This is a genomic window from Streptomyces sp. NBC_00078, assembly GCF_026343335.1.
Lineage (GTDB): Bacteria > Actinomycetota > Actinomycetes > Streptomycetales > Streptomycetaceae > Streptomyces.
Genome location: NZ_JAPELX010000001.1, coordinates 5,573,892 through 5,590,004 on the forward strand (window position 1 = coordinate 5,573,892; position 16,113 = coordinate 5,590,004).

The following is a 16,113-nucleotide window of genomic DNA, read 5'->3' on the forward strand; positions in this document are numbered from 1 at the left end:
GGCGCGGGCCGGGCGCGGAACGGGGACGACCGTCGGCCCACACCGCCCCCCGACGCCCTCTGTGCCGGAAATGCCGGTCCGGCGCATCATGGAAGGACTCGGGGGTTCGGGGAGGTGCTCTGTGTCGGATCCGACGCCATGGCAGCCGTGGCAGTCAGGCAAGGGTGTGCCGCAGCCGTGGCAGGGGCATACCGCCCCCTCCATGCTTGCCTCGCACGCGGACCGCGAGCGTGCCGTGGACGTGCTCAGAGCGGGGTACGGGGAGGGGCGGATGGAGCACCCCGAGTTCGAGAAGCGGGTCGCACAGGCCTATGCGGCCCGTACGGTCGGGGAGCTGGCCCTCCTGGTGGCCGACCTGCCGCACGGGCCCGTACCGCAGCCGGGGCCGGTGGCGGCCGTACCGCAGACCTTTGTGGCCGTGCCGCGGCGGCAGACCAACGCCAAGGCGATCGGGGCCGCGGTGTGCGGGCTGCTCTGTCTGCCGACCATCGGGCTCACCGGGATTCCGGCGGTCATCCTGGGGCACGCGGCGCGCAACGAGATGGAGCGGACCGGGGAGGCCGGTGAGGGGCTCGCCCTGACCGGGCTGGTGCTCGGCTGGCTGTCGACGGCCGGCTGGGCGCTCGTACTCACGCTGTTGATCGCGGTGGCCCTCGTCTCCGGATGACATCGAGGACGATCCTGCGCGCGTAATCGCGAGGTGAAGATCACACGCGAGAGGCGACGGCCTTCGGCCTCAGCGTGAGCCACAGCTCGGATGGCATGCATTTCGGAATAATGTGATGAGTCGTGCTTAATGTCGTCTGATGCGGGTATTCAGCCTGTTCGTCCCCCGTCTCTTCGGTGGAACCGGGAAGATCGTCGGCCGGATACTGCTTCGGCGTGGTTTGCGCAGGCCCGCGGGCGCGGCCCAGTTGTTTTGACCGCAGCGAATGAGGTAGGTACGCTCAGACCTTGTGCCTGGGGTGTGCCCTGGCTCTCGTGCGTGCCTTCAACCGCATAGCGAGCCGTAACTGGTCACCGTAATCTGTGCTCTTTTGCCTCGCGGCGGGAGTCCGCCGATTCGACACACCCGACCGCGTGGGTCGGCGACGTTCCAGGTTAGCTTCACCTATCGGCACACAGAAACCGGAGAAGTAGTGCCTACGATCCAGCAGCTGGTCCGTAAGGGCCGGCAGGACAAGGTCGAGAAGAACAAGACGCCCGCACTCGAGGGTTCGCCTCAGCGTCGTGGCGTCTGCACGCGTGTGTTCACGACCACCCCGAAGAAGCCGAACTCGGCCCTGCGTAAGGTCGCGCGTGTGCGTCTGACCAGCGGGATCGAGGTCACTGCTTACATTCCGGGTGAGGGACACAACCTGCAGGAGCACTCCATCGTGCTCGTGCGTGGCGGTCGTGTGAAGGACCTGCCCGGTGTTCGCTACAAGATCATCCGTGGTTCGCTCGACACCCAGGGTGTCAAGAACCGCAAGCAGGCCCGCAGCCGCTACGGCGCCAAGAAGGAGAAGTAGAAAATGCCTCGTAAGGGCCCCGCCCCGAAGCGCCCGGTCATCATCGACCCGGTCTACGGTTCTCCTCTTGTCACCTCCCTGATCAACAAGGTGCTGCTGAACGGCAAGCGCTCCACCGCCGAGCGCATCGTGTACGGCGCCATGGAGGGCCTGCGCGAGAAGACCAGCAACGACCCGGTCATCACGCTGAAGCGCGCGCTGGAGAACATCAAGCCGACCCTCGAGGTCAAGTCCCGCCGTGTCGGCGGTGCGACGTACCAGGTCCCGATCGAGGTCAAGCCCGGTCGCGCCAACACGCTCGCGCTGCGCTGGCTGGTCGGTTACTCCCGCGCGCGTCGCGAGAAGACCATGACCGAGCGTCTGCTCAACGAGCTCCTCGACGCCTCCAACGGCCTCGGTGCCGCTGTGAAGAAGCGCGAGGACACCCACAAGATGGCCGAGTCCAACAAGGCCTTCGCGCACTACCGCTGGTAGTCGCTACCCCCATCGAGACCGAGAGAAGACCGAAGCCTTATGGCTACCACTTCACTTGACCTGGCCAAGGTCCGCAACATCGGGATCATGGCCCACATCGACGCGGGCAAGACGACCACCACCGAGCGGATCCTCTTCTACACCGGCGTCAGCTACAAGATCGGTGAAGTCCACGACGGCGCTGCCACCATGGACTGGATGGAGCAGGAGCAGGAGCGTGGCATCACGATCACCTCTGCTGCCACCACCTGTCACTGGCCGCTTGAGGACGACGACTACACGATCAACATCATCGACACCCCCGGGCACGTCGACTTCACGGTCGAGGTGGAGCGTTCGCTCCGCGTGCTCGACGGTGCCGTCACGGTGTTCGACGGTGTCGCCGGTGTGGAGCCGCAGTCCGAGACGGTGTGGCGTCAGGCCGACCGTTACGGCGTGCCGCGCATCTGCTTCGTGAACAAGCTGGACCGTACCGGCGCCGAGTTCCACCGCTGCGTGGACATGATCTCGGACCGCCTGGGCGCCGTGCCGCTCATCATGCAGCTGCCGATCGGCGCCGAGATGGACTTCAAGGGCGTTGTGGACCTGGTCCGCATGAAGGCGCTCGTGTGGTCCGCCGAGGCCGCCAAGGGCGAGATGTACGACGTCGTCGACATCCCGGCCACGCACGCCGAGGCCGCCGAGGAGTACCGCGGCAAGCTGGTCGAGGCCGTCGCGGAGAACGACGACGAGATCATGGAGCTGTTCCTGGAGGGGCAGGAGCCCACCGAGGAGCAGCTGTACGCCGCGATCCGTCGCATCACCATCGCGTCCGGCAAGTCCGACGGCGTCACGGTCACCCCGGTGTTCTGCGGCACCGCGTTCAAGAACAAGGGCGTCCAGCCCCTGCTCGACGCGGTCGTGCGCTACCTGCCGACCCCGCTCGACGTCGAGGCCATCGAGGGCCACGACGTCAAGGACGCCGAGCTCGTCGTCAAGCGCAAGCCGTCCGTGGACGAGCCCCTGTCCGCGCTCGCGTTCAAGATCATGAGCGACCCGCACCTGGGCAAGCTCACCTTCGTCCGGGTCTACTCGGGCCGCCTGGAGACTGGCACCGCGGTGCTGAACTCCGTCAAGGGCAAGAAGGAGCGCATCGGCAAGATCTACCGTATGCACGCGAACAAGCGTGAGGAGATCGAGGCGGTGGGCGCCGGCGACATCGTCGCCGTGATGGGCCTGAAGCAGACCACCACCGGTGAGACGCTGTGCGACGACAAGCAGCCGGTCATCCTGGAGTCCATGGACTTCCCGGCGCCGGTCATCCAGGTCGCGATCGAGCCCAAGTCCAAGGGTGACCAGGAGAAGCTGGGTGTCGCCATCCAGCGTCTCGCGGAGGAGGACCCCTCCTTCCACGTCCACTCGGACGAGGAGACGGGCCAGACCATCCTGGGCGGTATGGGCGAGCTGCACCTCGAGGTGCTGGTCGACCGTATGAAGCGCGAGTTCCGCGTCGAGGCCAACGTTGGTAAGCCGCAGGTCGCGTACCGTGAGACGATCCGTAAGACCGTCGAGCGCGTGGACTACACCCACAAGAAGCAGACCGGTGGTACCGGTCAGTTCGCCAAGGTGCAGATCGCGATCGAGCCCATCACCGAGGCCGACGGTCCGGCGTACGAGTTCGTGAACAAGGTGACCGGTGGCCGTATCCCGCGGGAGTACATCCCGTCGGTGGACGCCGGTGCGCAGGAGGCCATGCAGTTCGGCATCCTCGCGGGCTACGAGATGACCGGCGTCCGCGTGACGCTGATCGACGGTGGCTACCACGAGGTCGACTCCTCCGAGCTGGCCTTCAAGATCGCCGGTTCGCAGGCCTTCAAGGAGGCCGCGCGCAAGGCCAGCCCTGTGCTGCTCGAGCCGATGATGGCCGTCGAGGTCACCACGCCCGAGGACTACATGGGTGAGGTCATCGGCGACATCAACTCCCGCCGTGGCCAGATCCAGGCCATGGAGGAGCGGGCCGGTGCCCGCGTCGTGAAGGGCCTCGTGCCCCTCTCGGAGATGTTCGGTTACGTCGGCGACCTGCGCAGCAAGACGTCCGGCCGGGCCAGCTACTCCATGCAGTTCGACTCCTACGCCGAGGTTCCCCGGAACGTCGCCGAGGAGATCATCGCGAAGGCCAAGGGCGAGTAACGCACCGCGTTCAACGCACCGCGTTCACACGCCTTAGGCTTGACTCCGGAGCCTCGCGGGGCATTCCACCGCAACAGTGGAGGAAATGCCCCGGGGATCCGGGCCATCCAGCAAAGATCACCTGGCGCCGATGAGTAAGGCGTACCAGAACCACTCCACAGGAGGACCCCAGTGGCGAAGGCGAAGTTCGAGCGGACTAAGCCGCACGTCAACATCGGCACCATCGGTCACATCGACCACGGTAAGACGACCCTCACGGCCGCCATTACCAAGGTGCTGCATGACGCGTACCCGGACCTGAACGAGGCCTCGGCCTTCGACCAGATCGACAAGGCTCCCGAAGAGCGCCAGCGCGGTATCACCATCTCCATCGCGCACGTCGAGTACCAGACGGAGACGCGTCACTACGCCCACGTCGACTGCCCCGGTCACGCGGACTACATCAAGAACATGATCACGGGTGCGGCGCAGATGGACGGCGCCATTCTCGTTGTCGCCGCCACCGACGGCCCGATGCCGCAGACCAAGGAGCACGTGCTCCTGGCCCGCCAGGTCGGTGTTCCGTACATCGTCGTCGCCCTGAACAAGGCCGACATGGTGGACGACGAGGAGATCCTGGAGCTCGTCGAGCTCGAGGTCCGTGAGCTGCTCTCCGAGTACGAGTTCCCGGGCGACGACCTGCCGGTCGTCAAGGTCTCGGCGCTCAAGGCGCTCGAGGGCGACGCCGAGTGGGGCAAGACCGTCCTCGAGCTGATGAAGGCCGTCGACGAGAACATCCCGCAGCCCGAGCGTGACGTCGACAAGCCGTTCCTGATGCCGATCGAGGACGTCTTCACGATCACCGGTCGTGGCACGGTCGTCACCGGTCGTATCGAGCGTGGTGTCCTCAAGGTCAACGAGACCGTCGACATCGTCGGCATCAAGACCGAGAAGACCACCACCACGGTCACGGGCATCGAGATGTTCCGCAAGCTGCTCGACGAGGGCCAGGCCGGTGAGAACGTCGGTCTGCTGCTTCGTGGCATCAAGCGCGAGGACGTCGAGCGCGGCCAGGTCATCATCAAGCCCGGCTCGGTCACCCCGCACACCTCGTTCGAGGCGCAGGCCTACATCCTGTCCAAGGACGAGGGCGGCCGTCACACGCCGTTCTTCAACAACTACCGTCCGCAGTTCTACTTCCGCACCACGGACGTGACCGGCGTCGTGACCCTCCCCGAGGGCACCGAGATGGTCATGCCGGGCGACAACACTGAGATGACCGTTGAGCTCATCCAGCCCGTCGCCATGGAAGAGGGCCTGAAGTTCGCCATCCGTGAGGGTGGCCGGACGGTCGGCGCCGGCCAGGTCACCAAGATCAACAAGTAAGCTTGTTGACCTGACCTGGTAGCTCCATCGCGAGTTCCAGAAGGGGCCCGTACGACTTCGGTCGTACGGGCCCTTTCGCTTGTCCTGCGCTCAACGGGGCGGACGGTCGCGCGGTGAAGTCTCGGCAAACCTTGCGGGACGGGTCGCGGGACTCGTCGTAGAGACTTGGGGCATTCACCCCACCGCTGCCCTGAATGCGCCCCTTTGTTATGTGTGGAGCGGTCGCGACGCCCTAGCGTGAAGGGCAGGAGCAGGCAGACAGGGGATGGTTCTTGGTGTCCACGTTGCTCGACCGGCCGACGCAACAACCGCGGACCGTACCGGTCCGCCGTCCGCCTGCCCCGCTCCCGCACCGTGACCCCCCGCGGCTGTACGCCGTCGACGGGCTCCGCCTCGTCGCCGCGCTGATGGTCGCCGTGCACCACTACGCCGGCAGCCGGCGCGTCGACCAGCCGCACAACGCCGTCTGGGGCCGGCCGGCCTCCGAGATCATGCCGACGGTGTTCCACTTCGCCACCTACGGCTGGATCGGCGTCGAGGTCTTCTTCGTGATCAGCGGCTTCGTCATCTGCATGTCCTGCTGGGGGCGCACCCCGCGGCAGTTCTTCGTATCCCGGGTGATCCGGCTCTACCCCGCTTACTGGTTCGCCATCGCCTTCACCACGGCCGTCGTGCTCGCGGTGCCGGGGGTCTGGGGCCGGCTGAAGCTGCGCGACGTACTCCTCAACCTCACGATGCTGCAGTCGGGTTCGGGCGTGGCGAGCGTCGACGGCGTCTACTGGACGCTCTGGTCGGAGCTGCGCTTCTACCTGCTCTTCATGATCGTGGTGGCCACCGGGCTGACGTACCGGAAGGTCGTGATCTTCTGCTGCGTGTGGGGTGCGGCCGCGATGTTCGCCCCCGTCGCGAAGTTCCACCTCCTGACGCTGGCCGCCAACCCGGACGGAGCCTGGTTCTTCATCGCGGGCCTCGCCCTCTATCTGATGCACCGCTTCGGGCAGGACCTGTTGCTGTGGGGGATCCTCGCGATGGCGTGGCTGATGGGGCAGCGGCAGCTGGGGGTCAGGATCGACGACTTTGAGCATGTCTCCGGGTGGCGGGGGAGTGCGGCGCTCTTCACCGTGTTCCTGCTCGCTCTGGTCGCGATCGCCCTCGGCGCGACGGACCGCATCCGCTGGAAGTGGCTGGTCACCGCCGGCAGCCTGACGTATCCGCTGTACCTGATCCACTACGTGGCAGGTACGGCGCTGATCAGCCGGCTCCACGACACCATGGACGCCCGGCTCCTGGTCGCCCTCGTGATCGCCGGCTTCCTGGTCCTGAGCCGGCTGGTGCACCGCTTCGTGGAGCGGCCCGCGGCGCGACAGCTGAAACGGGGCCTGGACACGTCGTTCGCGCGGCTGCGGAACGCGAGCGCGTAGCGCTCCGGCCGGAGTGCCGCGGGGCGTCGCCGGCCCTCTACGGCATCGTCGTGGCCGGTGCGGCTCGCGCCGCCAGGGTCAGGACTACGGCGGTGGCCGTGAGGTGTGATCGTGGTGGGGGAGGCCCCGGTGGTCCGGGAGGCGGTTACGGCGTCTGCTGCGGGGAGGTGTGAGGGCCGTTCTTCGGGTGGTTGTGTTTGACCTACGTCACCCTGGGGGTATTGTCTCCGGCTCGATTGGCCAGGTCCCTGGCCCATATGGCAGACTGTCGGAGTTGCTCGGTCGAGTGTTGATGCTGTGCGCCTCCCGCCGGGAGGACCGGAAGCGAGTCCCACAGTACTCGTCGCCCTAACTGCCGTAAGGCAGCGCTGGGGCGGACGTACGGGAATCTTCCGGGAAGTGTCAGTGCGGCGCCGGCCAGGCACCCGGTGGGCTTCTCCGCCCTCGGCTTGCGGTTCCGGAAGGGCCGTGCTTTCCCAGTAGGGATGTTCGAACAAGGGACATCTGTGTCGGTGAGAGCGCGACACACCCGACCGCGTGGGTCGGAGAGAAGTGAACGGAACACCGGGTTCCGGAGCGTACGAAGAGACAGGACTACTGAGTAGCCATGGCGGGACAGAAGATCCGCATCCGGCTCAAGGCCTACGACCACGAGGTCATCGATTCCTCGGCGAAGAAGATCGTCGAAACGGTGACGCGTACTGGTGCGTCGGTCGCGGGCCCGGTGCCGCTGCCCACTGAAAAGAACGTGTACTGCGTCATCAAGTCGCCGCACAAGTACAAGGACTCGCGCGAGCACTTCGAGATGCGCACGCACAAGCGCCTGATCGACATTCTCGACCCGACGCCCAAGACCGTTGACTCTCTGATGCGACTCGACCTCCCGGCCGGTGTCGACATCGAGATCAAGCTCTGAAGGCCGGTGATCTGAGAATGGCTAAGCAGATCAAGGGCATCCTGGGCGAGAAGCTCGGCATGACGCAGGTGTGGGACGAGAACAACCGTGTTGTTCCGGTCACCGTCGTCAAGGCCAGCCCCAATGTCGTGACCCAGGTCCGCACGAACGACGTGGACGGCTACGAGTCGGTCCAGATCGCCTTCGGCGAGATCGACCCGCGCAAGGTGAACAAGCCCCTCAAGGGCCACTTCGCCAAGGCCGACGTCACGCCCCGCCGTCACCTCGTCGAGATCCGCACCGCGGACGCCTCCGAGTACACGCTGGGCCAGGAGATCTCCGCCGAGGTCTTCGAGGCCGGCGTCAAGGTGGACGTGACCGGCAAGAGCAAGGGCAAGGGCTTCGCCGGTGTCATGAAGCGTCACAACTTCAAGGGCCTCGGCGCCGGACACGGCACCCAGCGCAAGCACCGCTCGCCCGGTTCCATCGGTGGCTGCGCCACCCCGGGCCGCGTGTTCAAGGGCCTCCGCATGGCGGGTCGCATGGGCAACGAGCGGGTCACCACCCAGAACCTGACCGTCCACGCCGTTGACGCGGAGAAGGGTCTGCTGCTCATCAAGGGCGCGGTTCCCGGTCCGAACGGCGGCCTCGTCCTGGTCCGCACCGCGGCCAAGGGGGCCTGAGGTACCGATGAGCACTGTTGACATCCTTTCGCCTGCCGGCGAGAAGACCGGTAGCGTCGAGCTCCCCGCGGAGATCTTCGGCGTGGAGAAGATCAGCATCCCGCTGATCCACCAGGTCGTCGTCGCGCAGAACGCCGCTGCCCGCCAGGGCACGCACAAGACCAAGCGTCGCGGCGAGGTCCGTGGTGGCGGCAAGAAGCCGTACCGCCAGAAGGGCACCGGCCGCGCCCGTCAGGGCTCGACCCGTGCACCGCAGTTCGCCGGCGGTGGCGTCGTCCACGGCCCGCAGCCGCGTGACTACTCGCAGCGGACCCCGAAGAAGATGAAGGCCGCGGCCCTGCGCCACGCCCTCACCGACCGGGCCCGCCACAACCGCATCCACGTCGTCTCCGGCGTCATCGAGGGTGAGAACCCGTCGACGAAGGCCGCCCGGACGCTGTTCGGCAAGATCTCGGAGCGCAAGAACCTGCTCCTGGTCGTCGACCGCGCCGACGAGGCCGCGTGGCTGTCCGCCCGCAACCTGCCCCAGGTCCACATCCTGGAGCCGGGCCAGCTGAACACGTACGACGTTCTCGTCTCGGACGACGTGGTCTTCACCCAGGCCGCTTTCGAGTCCTTCGTGTCTGGCCCCAAGGCCGCTGACACCGAAGGGAGCGAAGCCTGATGGCTACGCGTCACCCGAGCATTGCCTCCAAGGCCGCCAAGGCCGCCAAGGCCGCGCGCGTCGCCAAGGCGCGTCGCCACGAGGCCGAGGGCAAGGCCACTGTCGAGACGCCGGTGAGCAAGTCCTTCACGGACCCCCGTGACGTGCTGCTCAAGCCGGTCGTCTCCGAGAAGAGCTACGCGCTCCTCGACGAGAACAAGTACACGTTCATCGTCGCCCCGAGTGCCAACAAGACCCAGATCAAGCAGGCCGTCCAGGCGGTCTTCTCGGTCAAGGTCACCGGGGTCAACACGATCAACCGCATCGGCAAGCGCAAGCGGACCCGCACCGGCTTCGGCCAGCGTGCGGCCACCAAGCGCGCGATCGTGACCCTCGCCGAGGGCGACCGTATCGACATCTTCGGCGGTCCGACCGCCTAAGGGCGGTCCGGATCGTCCGATATCGGACGAGGACTGAGAAATGGGAATCCGCAAGTACAAGCCGACTACGCCGGGCCGTCGTGGCTCCAGCGTCGCCGACTTCGTCGAGGTCACGCGGTCCACGCCGGAGAAGTCGCTGGTCCGCCCGCTGCACAGCAAGGGCGGCCGTAACAACGCCGGTCGTGTGACCGTTCGCCACCAGGGTGGCGGACACAAGCGCGCCTACCGAGTGATCGACTTCCGTCGTCACGACAAGGACGGCGTGCCGGCGAAGGTCGCGCACATCGAGTACGACCCCAACCGCACCGCGCGCATCGCGCTGCTGCACTACGCGGACGGCGAGAAGCGCTACATCCTCGCCCCGCGCAACCTGCAGCAGGGTGACCGCGTCGAGAACGGTCCCGGGGCCGACATCAAGCCGGGCAACAACCTGGCGATCCGCAACATCCCGGTCGGTACCACGATCCACGCGATCGAGCTCCGTCCCGGTGGCGGCGCCAAGTTCGCCCGCTCCGCCGGTGCCTCCGTGCAGCTGCTCGCGAAGGAGGGCTCGATGGCCCACCTTCGTATGCCGTCCGGTGAGATCCGCCTGGTCGACCAGCGCTGCCGCGCCACGGTCGGCGAGGTCGGCAACGCCGAGCAGAGCAACATCAACTGGGGCAAGGCCGGCCGCAAGCGCTGGCTGGGCGTCCGCCCGACCGTTCGCGGTGTGGCGATGAACCCGGTTGACCACCCCCACGGTGGTGGTGAGGGCAAGACCTCCGGTGGTCGCCACCCGGTCAGCCCCTGGGGTCAGAAGGAGGGTCGTACTCGTTCGCCGAAGAAGGCTTCGAACAAGTACATCGTCCGCCGCCGCAAGACGAACAAGAAGCGCTAGGAGCGGGTTTAGATGCCGCGTAGTCTCAAGAAGGGGCCCTTCGTCGACGACCACCTCGTAAAGAAGGTGGACGCCCAGAACGAAGCCGGTTCCAAGAACGTCATCAAGACCTGGTCCCGTCGCTCGATGATCGTCCCGGCCATGCTCGGCCACACGATCGCGGTGCACAACGGCAAGACCCACATCCCGGTGTTCGTCACCGAGGCGATGGTCGGCCACAAGCTCGGCGAGTTCTCGCCGACGCGCACCTTCCGGGGTCACGTCAAGGACGACCGGAAGTCGAAGCGCCGCTAAACGCGGATCGCATTCAGACACGTAAGTAACTGAGAGGGACAACCATGGAAGCCAGGGCCCAGGCGCGGTACATCCGCGTTACGCCCATGAAGGCCCGCCGCGTGGTGGACCTTATCCGTGGCATGGACGCCACGGAGGCTCAGGCTGTTCTGCGATTCGCTCCGCAGGCAGCCTCAGTGCCCGTCGGCAAGGTGCTCGACAGCGCCATCGCCAACGCCGCGCACAACTACGACCACACCGACGCCGACAGCCTCGTCATCTCCGAGGCGTACGTCGACGAGGGTCCGACCCTGAAGCGGTTCCGGCCGCGCGCCCAGGGCCGTGCCTACCGGATCCGCAAGCGGACCAGCCACATCACCGTGGTCGTCAGCAGCAAGGAAGGAACCCGGTAATGGGCCAGAAGGTTAACCCGCATGGGTTCCGGCTCGGTGTCACCACGGACTTCAAGTCCCGGTGGTACGCCGACAAGCTGTACAAGGACTACGTCAAGGAAGACGTCGCCATCCGTCGGATGATGACGTCCGGCATGGAGCGCGCCGGTATCTCGAAGGTTGAGATCGAGCGCACCCGTGACCGCGTGCGTGTGGACATCCACACCGCTCGTCCGGGCATCGTCATCGGCCGCCGTGGCGCCGAGGCCGACCGCATCCGCGGTGACCTCGAGAAGCTCACGGGCAAGCAGGTCCAGCTGAACATCCTCGAGGTCAAGAGCCCCGAGACGGACGCTCAGCTGGTTGCTCAGGCCGTTGCCGAGCAGCTCTCCTCCCGCGTCTCCTTCCGTCGCGCCATGCGTAAGAGCATGCAGGGCACGATGAAGGCCGGCGCCAAGGGCATCAAGATCCAGTGCGGCGGCCGCCTCGGCGGCGCCGAGATGTCCCGCTCGGAGTTCTACCGCGAGGGCCGTGTGCCCCTGCACACGCTCCGCGCGAACGTGGACTACGGCTTCTTCGAGGCCAAGACGACCTTCGGCCGCATCGGTGTGAAGGTCTGGATCTACAAGGGCGACGTCAAGAACATCGCCGAGGTCCGCGCCGAGAACGCTGCTGCCCGCGCCGGCAACCGCCCGGCCCGTGGTGGCGGCGGCGGCGCCGACCGCCCGGCCCGTGGTGGCCGTGGTGGCGAGCGCGGCGGTCGCGGTCGCAAGCCGCAGCAGGCTCCCGCCGCCGAGGCCCCCAAGGCCGAGGCTCCGGCGGCTGCCGCTCCGGCTGAGAGCACCGGAACGGAGGCCTGACCGACATGCTGATCCCCCGTAGGGTCAAGCACCGCAAGCAGCACCACCCGAAGCGCAGCGGCGCTGCCAAGGGCGGCACGCAGATTGCGTTCGGCGAGTACGGCATCCAGGCGCTCACCCCGGCCTATGTGACGAACCGCCAGATCGAGGCCGCTCGTATTGCCATGACGCGTCACATCAAGCGTGGTGGCAAGGTCTGGATCAACATCTACCCGGACCGTCCCCTCACCAAGAAGCCTGCCGAGACCCGCATGGGTTCCGGTAAGGGTTCGCCGGAGTGGTGGATCGCCAACGTCAAGCCCGGACGCGTGATGTTCGAGCTGTCGTACCCCAATGAAAAGATTGCGCGTGAAGCTCTGACTCGTGCGGCCCACAAGCTGCCGATGAAGTGCCGGATCGTCAAGCGCGAGGCAGGTGAAGCGTGATGTCGGTCGGTACCAAGGCGTCCGAGCTGCGCGAGCTGGGTGACGAGGAGCTTCTTGCGAAGCTCCGCGAAGCCAAGGAAGAACTGTTCAACCTCCGCTTCCAGGCGGCGACTGGGCAGCTCGAGAACCATGGCCGTCTGAAGGCGGTCCGCAAGGACATCGCGCGGATCTACACCCTGATGCGCGAGCGTGAGCTGGGCATCGAAACGGTGGAGAACGCCTGATGAGCGAGAACAATGTGACTGAAGAGACGACCGAGGCGCGCGGCGCACGCAAGACCCGTGAGGGTCTCGTCGTCAGCGACAAGATGGACAAGACCGTCGTCGTCGCTGTCGAGGACCGCGTCAAGCACGCGCTGTACGGCAAGGTCATCCGCCGTACGAACAAGCTCAAGGCGCACGACGAGCAGAACGCCGCGGGTGTCGGCGACCGTGTCCTCCTCGCGGAGACCCGGCCGCTGTCCGCGACGAAGCGCTGGCGCGTCGTCGAGATCCTCGAGAAGGCCAAGTAGCAGGTAATTCCCGCAAGGGAATTCCCAAAGCAGGCCTGCGGGGCAGTTGCCTCGCAGGACAGTTCCGCCAGGCTCGGCAGGGGTTCGTGAAGGGACCCCTGCCGGGAACCGGCAGACAAACAGGAGATAGACGTGATCCAGCAGGAGTCGCGACTGCGTGTCGCCGACAACACTGGTGCGAAGGAAATCCTTTGCATCCGTGTGCTCGGTGGCTCCGGTCGCCGCTACGCGGGCATCGGTGACGTCATCGTCGCCACCGTCAAGGACGCGATCCCCGGCGGCAACGTGAAGAAGGGTGACGTCATCAAGGCGGTCATCGTTCGCACCGTCAAGGAGCGCCGCCGTCCGGACGGCTCGTACATCCGCTTCGACGAGAACGCCGCTGTCATTCTGAAGAACGACGGCGACCCTCGTGGCACCCGCATCTTCGGCCCGGTCGGCCGGGAGCTGCGCGAGAAGAAGTTCATGAAGATCATCTCGCTGGCTCCGGAGGTGCTGTAAGCATGAAGATCAAGAAGGGCGACCTGGTTCAGGTCATCACCGGTAAGGACAAGGGCAAGCAGGGCAAGGTCATCGCGGCCTACCCCCGCGAGGACCGCGTCCTGGTCGAGGGTGTCAACCGGGTCAAGAAGCACACCAAGGCCGGCCCGACCGCCAGCGGTTCGCAGGCCGGCGGCATCGTCACGACCGAGGCGCCGATCCACGTCTCCAACGTCCAGCTGGTCGTTGAGAAGGACGGCAACAAGGTCGTCACGCGTGTCGGTTACCGCTTCGACGACGAGGGCAACAAGGTTCGCGTTGCCAAGCGGACGGGTGAGGACATCTGATGGCTACCACCACCACTCCGCGTCTCAAGACGAAGTACCGCGAGGAGATCGCGGGCAAGCTGCGTGACGAGTTCAAGTACGAGAACGTCATGCAGATCCCCGGCCTCGTCAAGATCGTGGTCAACATGGGTGTGGGCGACGCCGCCCGCGACTCCAAGCTGATCGAGGGCGCCATCCGCGACCTCACCACGATCACCGGTCAGAAGCCGGCCGTCACCAAGGCCCGCAAGTCCATCGCGCAGTTCAAGCTGCGCGAGGGTCAGCCGATCGGTGCCCACGTCACGCTTCGTGGCGACCGCATGTGGGAGTTCCTGGACCGCACCCTGTCGCTCGCGCTGCCGCGCATCCGCGACTTCCGTGGTCTGTCCCCCAAGCAGTTCGACGGCCGTGGCAACTACACCTTCGGTCTCACGGAGCAGGTCATGTTCCACGAGATCGACCAGGACAAGATCGACCGCGTCCGAGGTATGGACATCACCGTGGTGACCACGGCGACCAACGACGCTGAGGGCCGTGCGCTCCTTCGTCACCTCGGCTTCCCCTTCAAGGAGGCGTGAGCGAGATGGCGAAGAAGGCTCTGATCGCAAAGGCTGCTCGCAAGCCCAAGTTCGGTGTGCGTGGCTACACGCGCTGCCAGCGCTGCGGCCGTCCCCACTCCGTGTACCGCAAGTTCGGCCTGTGCCGCGTGTGCCTTCGTGAGATGGCTCACCGTGGCGAGCTGCCGGGCGTGACCAAGAGCTCCTGGTAATCCCCCTTTTAGGGATCCCAGGACTCTCGGTAAGCAATGGGCGTGTCAGGCGCCCTCCTCTCCATGGCTTAGGCTTGGAGGGTTGGGCGCCTGACGGTCGCCCGTACGACTTACTACGCCGTAGGTCCACCGCACCGCACCCGCCTCGTCTCGGATCGAGGAGAGGGATGGGCACCTGGAAACCCCGGCGAGAGAGGCCGAAGGCCAATTCATGACCATGACTGATCCGATCGCAGACATGCTTACGCGTCTGCGGAACGCGAACTCGGCGTACCACGACTCGGTGTCGATGCCGCACTCCAAGATCAAGTCTCACATCGCGGAGATCCTCCAGCAGGAGGGCTTCATCACGGGCTGGAAGGTCGAGGACGCCGAGGTCGGCAAGAACCTCGTCCTCGAGCTGAAGTTCGGCCCGAACCGTGAGCGCTCCATCGCGGGCATCAAGCGGATCTCCAAGCCCGGTCTCCGGGTGTACGCGAAGTCCACCAACCTGCCCAAGGTCCTCGGTGGCCTCGGCGTGGCGATCATCTCCACGTCGCACGGTCTCCTGACCGACAAGCAGGCCGGCAAGAAGGGCGTAGGCGGAGAAGTCCTCGCCTACGTCTGGTAGCGGAAGGGAACGGAGGAAACAGCTATGTCGCGCATTGGCAAGCTCCCCATCACGGTTCCCGCCGGCGTGGACGTCACCATCGACGGCCGTACCGTGTCGGTCAAGGGGCCCAAGGGCTCGCTGACTCACACTGTTGCCGCGCCGATCGACATCGCCAAGGGTGAGGACGGCGTTCTCAACGTCACCCGCCCCAACGACGAGCGTCAGAACAAGGCCCTGCACGGCCTGTCCCGCACGCTGGTGGCGAACATGATCACCGGCGTGACCCAGGGTTACGTGAAGAAGCTCGAGATCAGCGGTGTCGGTTACCGCGTTGCGGCCAAGGGCTCGAACCTCGAGTTCGCGCTCGGCTACAGCCACTCGATCACCGTCGAGGCGCCCGAGGGCATCTCGTTCAAGGTCGAGAACCCGACGCACTTCTCGGTCGAGGGCATCGACAAGCAGAAGGTCGGCGAGGTTGCGGCGAACATCCGCAAGCTGCGCAAGCCTGACCCGTACAAGGCCAAGGGCGTCAAGTACGAGGGCGAAGTCATCCGCCGCAAGGTCGGAAAGGCGGGTAAGTAAGCCATGGCATACGGACAGAAGATCCTCAAGGGCGACGCCTACAAGCGCGCCGCGATCAAGCGCCGCCACATCCGGATCCGTAAGCACATCAACGGTACGGCGGAGCGTCCGCGTCTGGTCGTTACCCGCTCGAACCGCCACATCGTGGCCCAGGTCATCGACGACATCAAGGGTCACACCCTGGCGTCGGCGTCGACCCTGGACACCTCGATCCGCGGTGGCGAGGGCGACAAGTCCGCGCAGGCCAAGTCGGTCGGTGCCCTGGTCGCTGAGCGCGCCAAGGCCGCCGGCGTCGAGGCTGTCGTATTCGACCGTGGTGGCAACCAGTACGCCGGGCGCATCGCCGCCCTGGCGGACGCCGCCCGCGAAGCCGGACTCAAGTTCTGAGTCGCTTCCGTAGCTAGCGGAAAGAGAGAGGTAATCCA

24 protein-coding genes are annotated in these 16,113 nt (G+C 66.0%); all 24 read left to right on the forward strand.

Going from position 1 to position 16,113, the window contains the following annotated elements; translation table 11 throughout:
- Positions 1–121 precede the first annotated feature (121 nt).
- The 24 genes from OOK07_RS26215 to rplR all read left to right on the forward strand — a co-directional run bounded on the left by OOK07_RS26215 (position 122) and on the right by rplR (position 16,075).
- Positions 122–667, forward strand: a complete 546-nt coding sequence (locus OOK07_RS26215) for a DUF1707 and DUF4190 domain-containing protein (protein WP_405670945.1) — start codon at positions 122–124, stop codon at positions 665–667.
- Between the two features lie 472 nt (positions 668–1,139).
- On the forward strand, positions 1,140–1,511 hold the full coding sequence (rpsL, locus tag OOK07_RS26220) for a 30S ribosomal protein S12 (protein WP_003948652.1): 372 nt from the start codon (positions 1,140–1,142) through the stop codon (positions 1,509–1,511).
- Positions 1,512–1,514: 3 nt separating this feature from the next.
- On the forward strand, positions 1,515–1,985 hold the full coding sequence (rpsG, locus tag OOK07_RS26225; RefSeq protein WP_005481264.1) for a 30S ribosomal protein S7: 471 nt from the start codon (positions 1,515–1,517) through the stop codon (positions 1,983–1,985).
- Positions 1,986–2,024: 39 nt separating this feature from the next.
- Complete coding sequence (fusA, locus tag OOK07_RS26230) at positions 2,025–4,154, forward strand: elongation factor G (RefSeq protein ID WP_266683858.1); 2,130 nt, start codon at positions 2,025–2,027, stop codon at positions 4,152–4,154.
- A gap of 171 nt (positions 4,155–4,325) precedes the next feature.
- Positions 4,326–5,519 carry an elongation factor Tu gene (gene tuf / locus OOK07_RS26235; RefSeq protein ID WP_266519651.1) on the forward strand — a complete coding sequence of 398 codons (1,194 nt, stop codon included), beginning with the start codon at positions 4,326–4,328 and terminating at the stop codon, positions 5,517–5,519.
- Between the two features lie 275 nt (positions 5,520–5,794).
- Complete coding sequence (locus OOK07_RS26240) at positions 5,795–6,940, forward strand: acyltransferase family protein (protein ID WP_266683860.1); 1,146 nt, start codon at positions 5,795–5,797, stop codon at positions 6,938–6,940.
- Between the two features lie 607 nt (positions 6,941–7,547).
- Entirely contained in the window at positions 7,548–7,856 is a 309-nt protein-coding gene (rpsJ, locus tag OOK07_RS26245; protein WP_003948644.1) for a 30S ribosomal protein S10, read from the forward strand.
- A 17-nt stretch (positions 7,857–7,873) separates the two neighbouring features.
- Entirely contained in the window at positions 7,874–8,518 is a 645-nt protein-coding gene (gene rplC / locus OOK07_RS26250) for a 50S ribosomal protein L3 (RefSeq protein ID WP_020118531.1), read from the forward strand.
- Positions 8,519–8,525: 7 nt separating this feature from the next.
- Entirely contained in the window at positions 8,526–9,182 is a 657-nt protein-coding gene (gene rplD, locus OOK07_RS26255; RefSeq protein WP_266519660.1) for a 50S ribosomal protein L4, read from the forward strand.
- A complete protein-coding gene (gene rplW, locus OOK07_RS26260) occupies positions 9,182–9,601 on the forward strand; it encodes a 50S ribosomal protein L23 (RefSeq protein WP_266683862.1) in 420 nt (139 codons plus the stop codon). Before rplD ends, rplW begins: the two co-directional genes overlap by 1 nt.
- Before the next feature lie 40 nt (positions 9,602–9,641).
- Positions 9,642–10,478, forward strand: a complete 837-nt coding sequence (gene rplB, locus OOK07_RS26265; protein WP_019980874.1) for a 50S ribosomal protein L2 — start codon at positions 9,642–9,644, stop codon at positions 10,476–10,478.
- A gap of 12 nt (positions 10,479–10,490) precedes the next feature.
- Complete coding sequence (rpsS, locus tag OOK07_RS26270; RefSeq protein WP_266519667.1) at positions 10,491–10,772, forward strand: 30S ribosomal protein S19; 282 nt, start codon at positions 10,491–10,493, stop codon at positions 10,770–10,772.
- A 44-nt stretch (positions 10,773–10,816) separates the two neighbouring features.
- Positions 10,817–11,164, forward strand: coding sequence for a 50S ribosomal protein L22 (rplV, locus tag OOK07_RS26275; RefSeq protein WP_030619142.1), 348 nt, complete (start codon positions 10,817–10,819; stop codon positions 11,162–11,164).
- A complete protein-coding gene (rpsC, locus tag OOK07_RS26280) occupies positions 11,164–12,003 on the forward strand; it encodes a 30S ribosomal protein S3 (RefSeq protein ID WP_266683863.1) in 840 nt (279 codons plus the stop codon). The genes rplV and rpsC overlap by 1 nt, the downstream gene beginning before the upstream one ends.
- Positions 12,004–12,008: 5 nt before the next feature.
- Complete coding sequence (gene rplP / locus OOK07_RS26285) at positions 12,009–12,428, forward strand: 50S ribosomal protein L16 (protein ID WP_266798860.1); 420 nt, start codon at positions 12,009–12,011, stop codon at positions 12,426–12,428.
- Positions 12,428–12,652: a 50S ribosomal protein L29 gene (rpmC, locus tag OOK07_RS26290; protein ID WP_266683865.1), complete on the forward strand. Its 225-nt coding sequence runs from the start codon at positions 12,428–12,430 to the stop codon at positions 12,650–12,652. Before rplP ends, rpmC begins: the two co-directional genes overlap by 1 nt.
- Positions 12,652–12,939: a 30S ribosomal protein S17 gene (gene rpsQ, locus OOK07_RS26295; RefSeq protein ID WP_266519676.1), complete on the forward strand. Its 288-nt coding sequence runs from the start codon at positions 12,652–12,654 to the stop codon at positions 12,937–12,939. Before rpmC ends, rpsQ begins: the two co-directional genes overlap by 1 nt.
- Before the next feature lie 132 nt (positions 12,940–13,071).
- Positions 13,072–13,440, forward strand: coding sequence for a 50S ribosomal protein L14 (gene rplN, locus OOK07_RS26300; protein ID WP_003992364.1), 369 nt, complete (start codon positions 13,072–13,074; stop codon positions 13,438–13,440).
- 2 nt (positions 13,441–13,442) lie between these two features.
- Positions 13,443–13,766, forward strand: coding sequence for a 50S ribosomal protein L24 (rplX, locus tag OOK07_RS26305; RefSeq protein WP_266683867.1), 324 nt, complete (start codon positions 13,443–13,445; stop codon positions 13,764–13,766).
- Entirely contained in the window at positions 13,766–14,323 is a 558-nt protein-coding gene (gene rplE / locus OOK07_RS26310; RefSeq protein WP_007494758.1) for a 50S ribosomal protein L5, read from the forward strand. The genes rplX and rplE overlap by 1 nt, the downstream gene beginning before the upstream one ends.
- 5 nt (positions 14,324–14,328) lie before the next feature.
- On the forward strand, positions 14,329–14,514 hold the full coding sequence (locus OOK07_RS26315; protein ID WP_003948630.1) for a type Z 30S ribosomal protein S14: 186 nt from the start codon (positions 14,329–14,331) through the stop codon (positions 14,512–14,514).
- Between the two features lie 211 nt (positions 14,515–14,725).
- Entirely contained in the window at positions 14,726–15,124 is a 399-nt protein-coding gene (gene rpsH, locus OOK07_RS26320; RefSeq protein ID WP_014674378.1) for a 30S ribosomal protein S8, read from the forward strand.
- Positions 15,125–15,148: 24 nt separating this feature from the next.
- Positions 15,149–15,688 (forward strand): 50S ribosomal protein L6, encoded by a 540-nt coding sequence (rplF, locus tag OOK07_RS26325; RefSeq protein ID WP_266683869.1) that lies wholly within the window; start codon positions 15,149–15,151, stop codon positions 15,686–15,688.
- A gap of 3 nt (positions 15,689–15,691) precedes the next feature.
- Positions 15,692–16,075 (forward strand): 50S ribosomal protein L18, encoded by a 384-nt coding sequence (gene rplR, locus OOK07_RS26330; protein ID WP_266519684.1) that lies wholly within the window; start codon positions 15,692–15,694, stop codon positions 16,073–16,075.
- Positions 16,076–16,113: the final 38 nt, after the last annotated feature.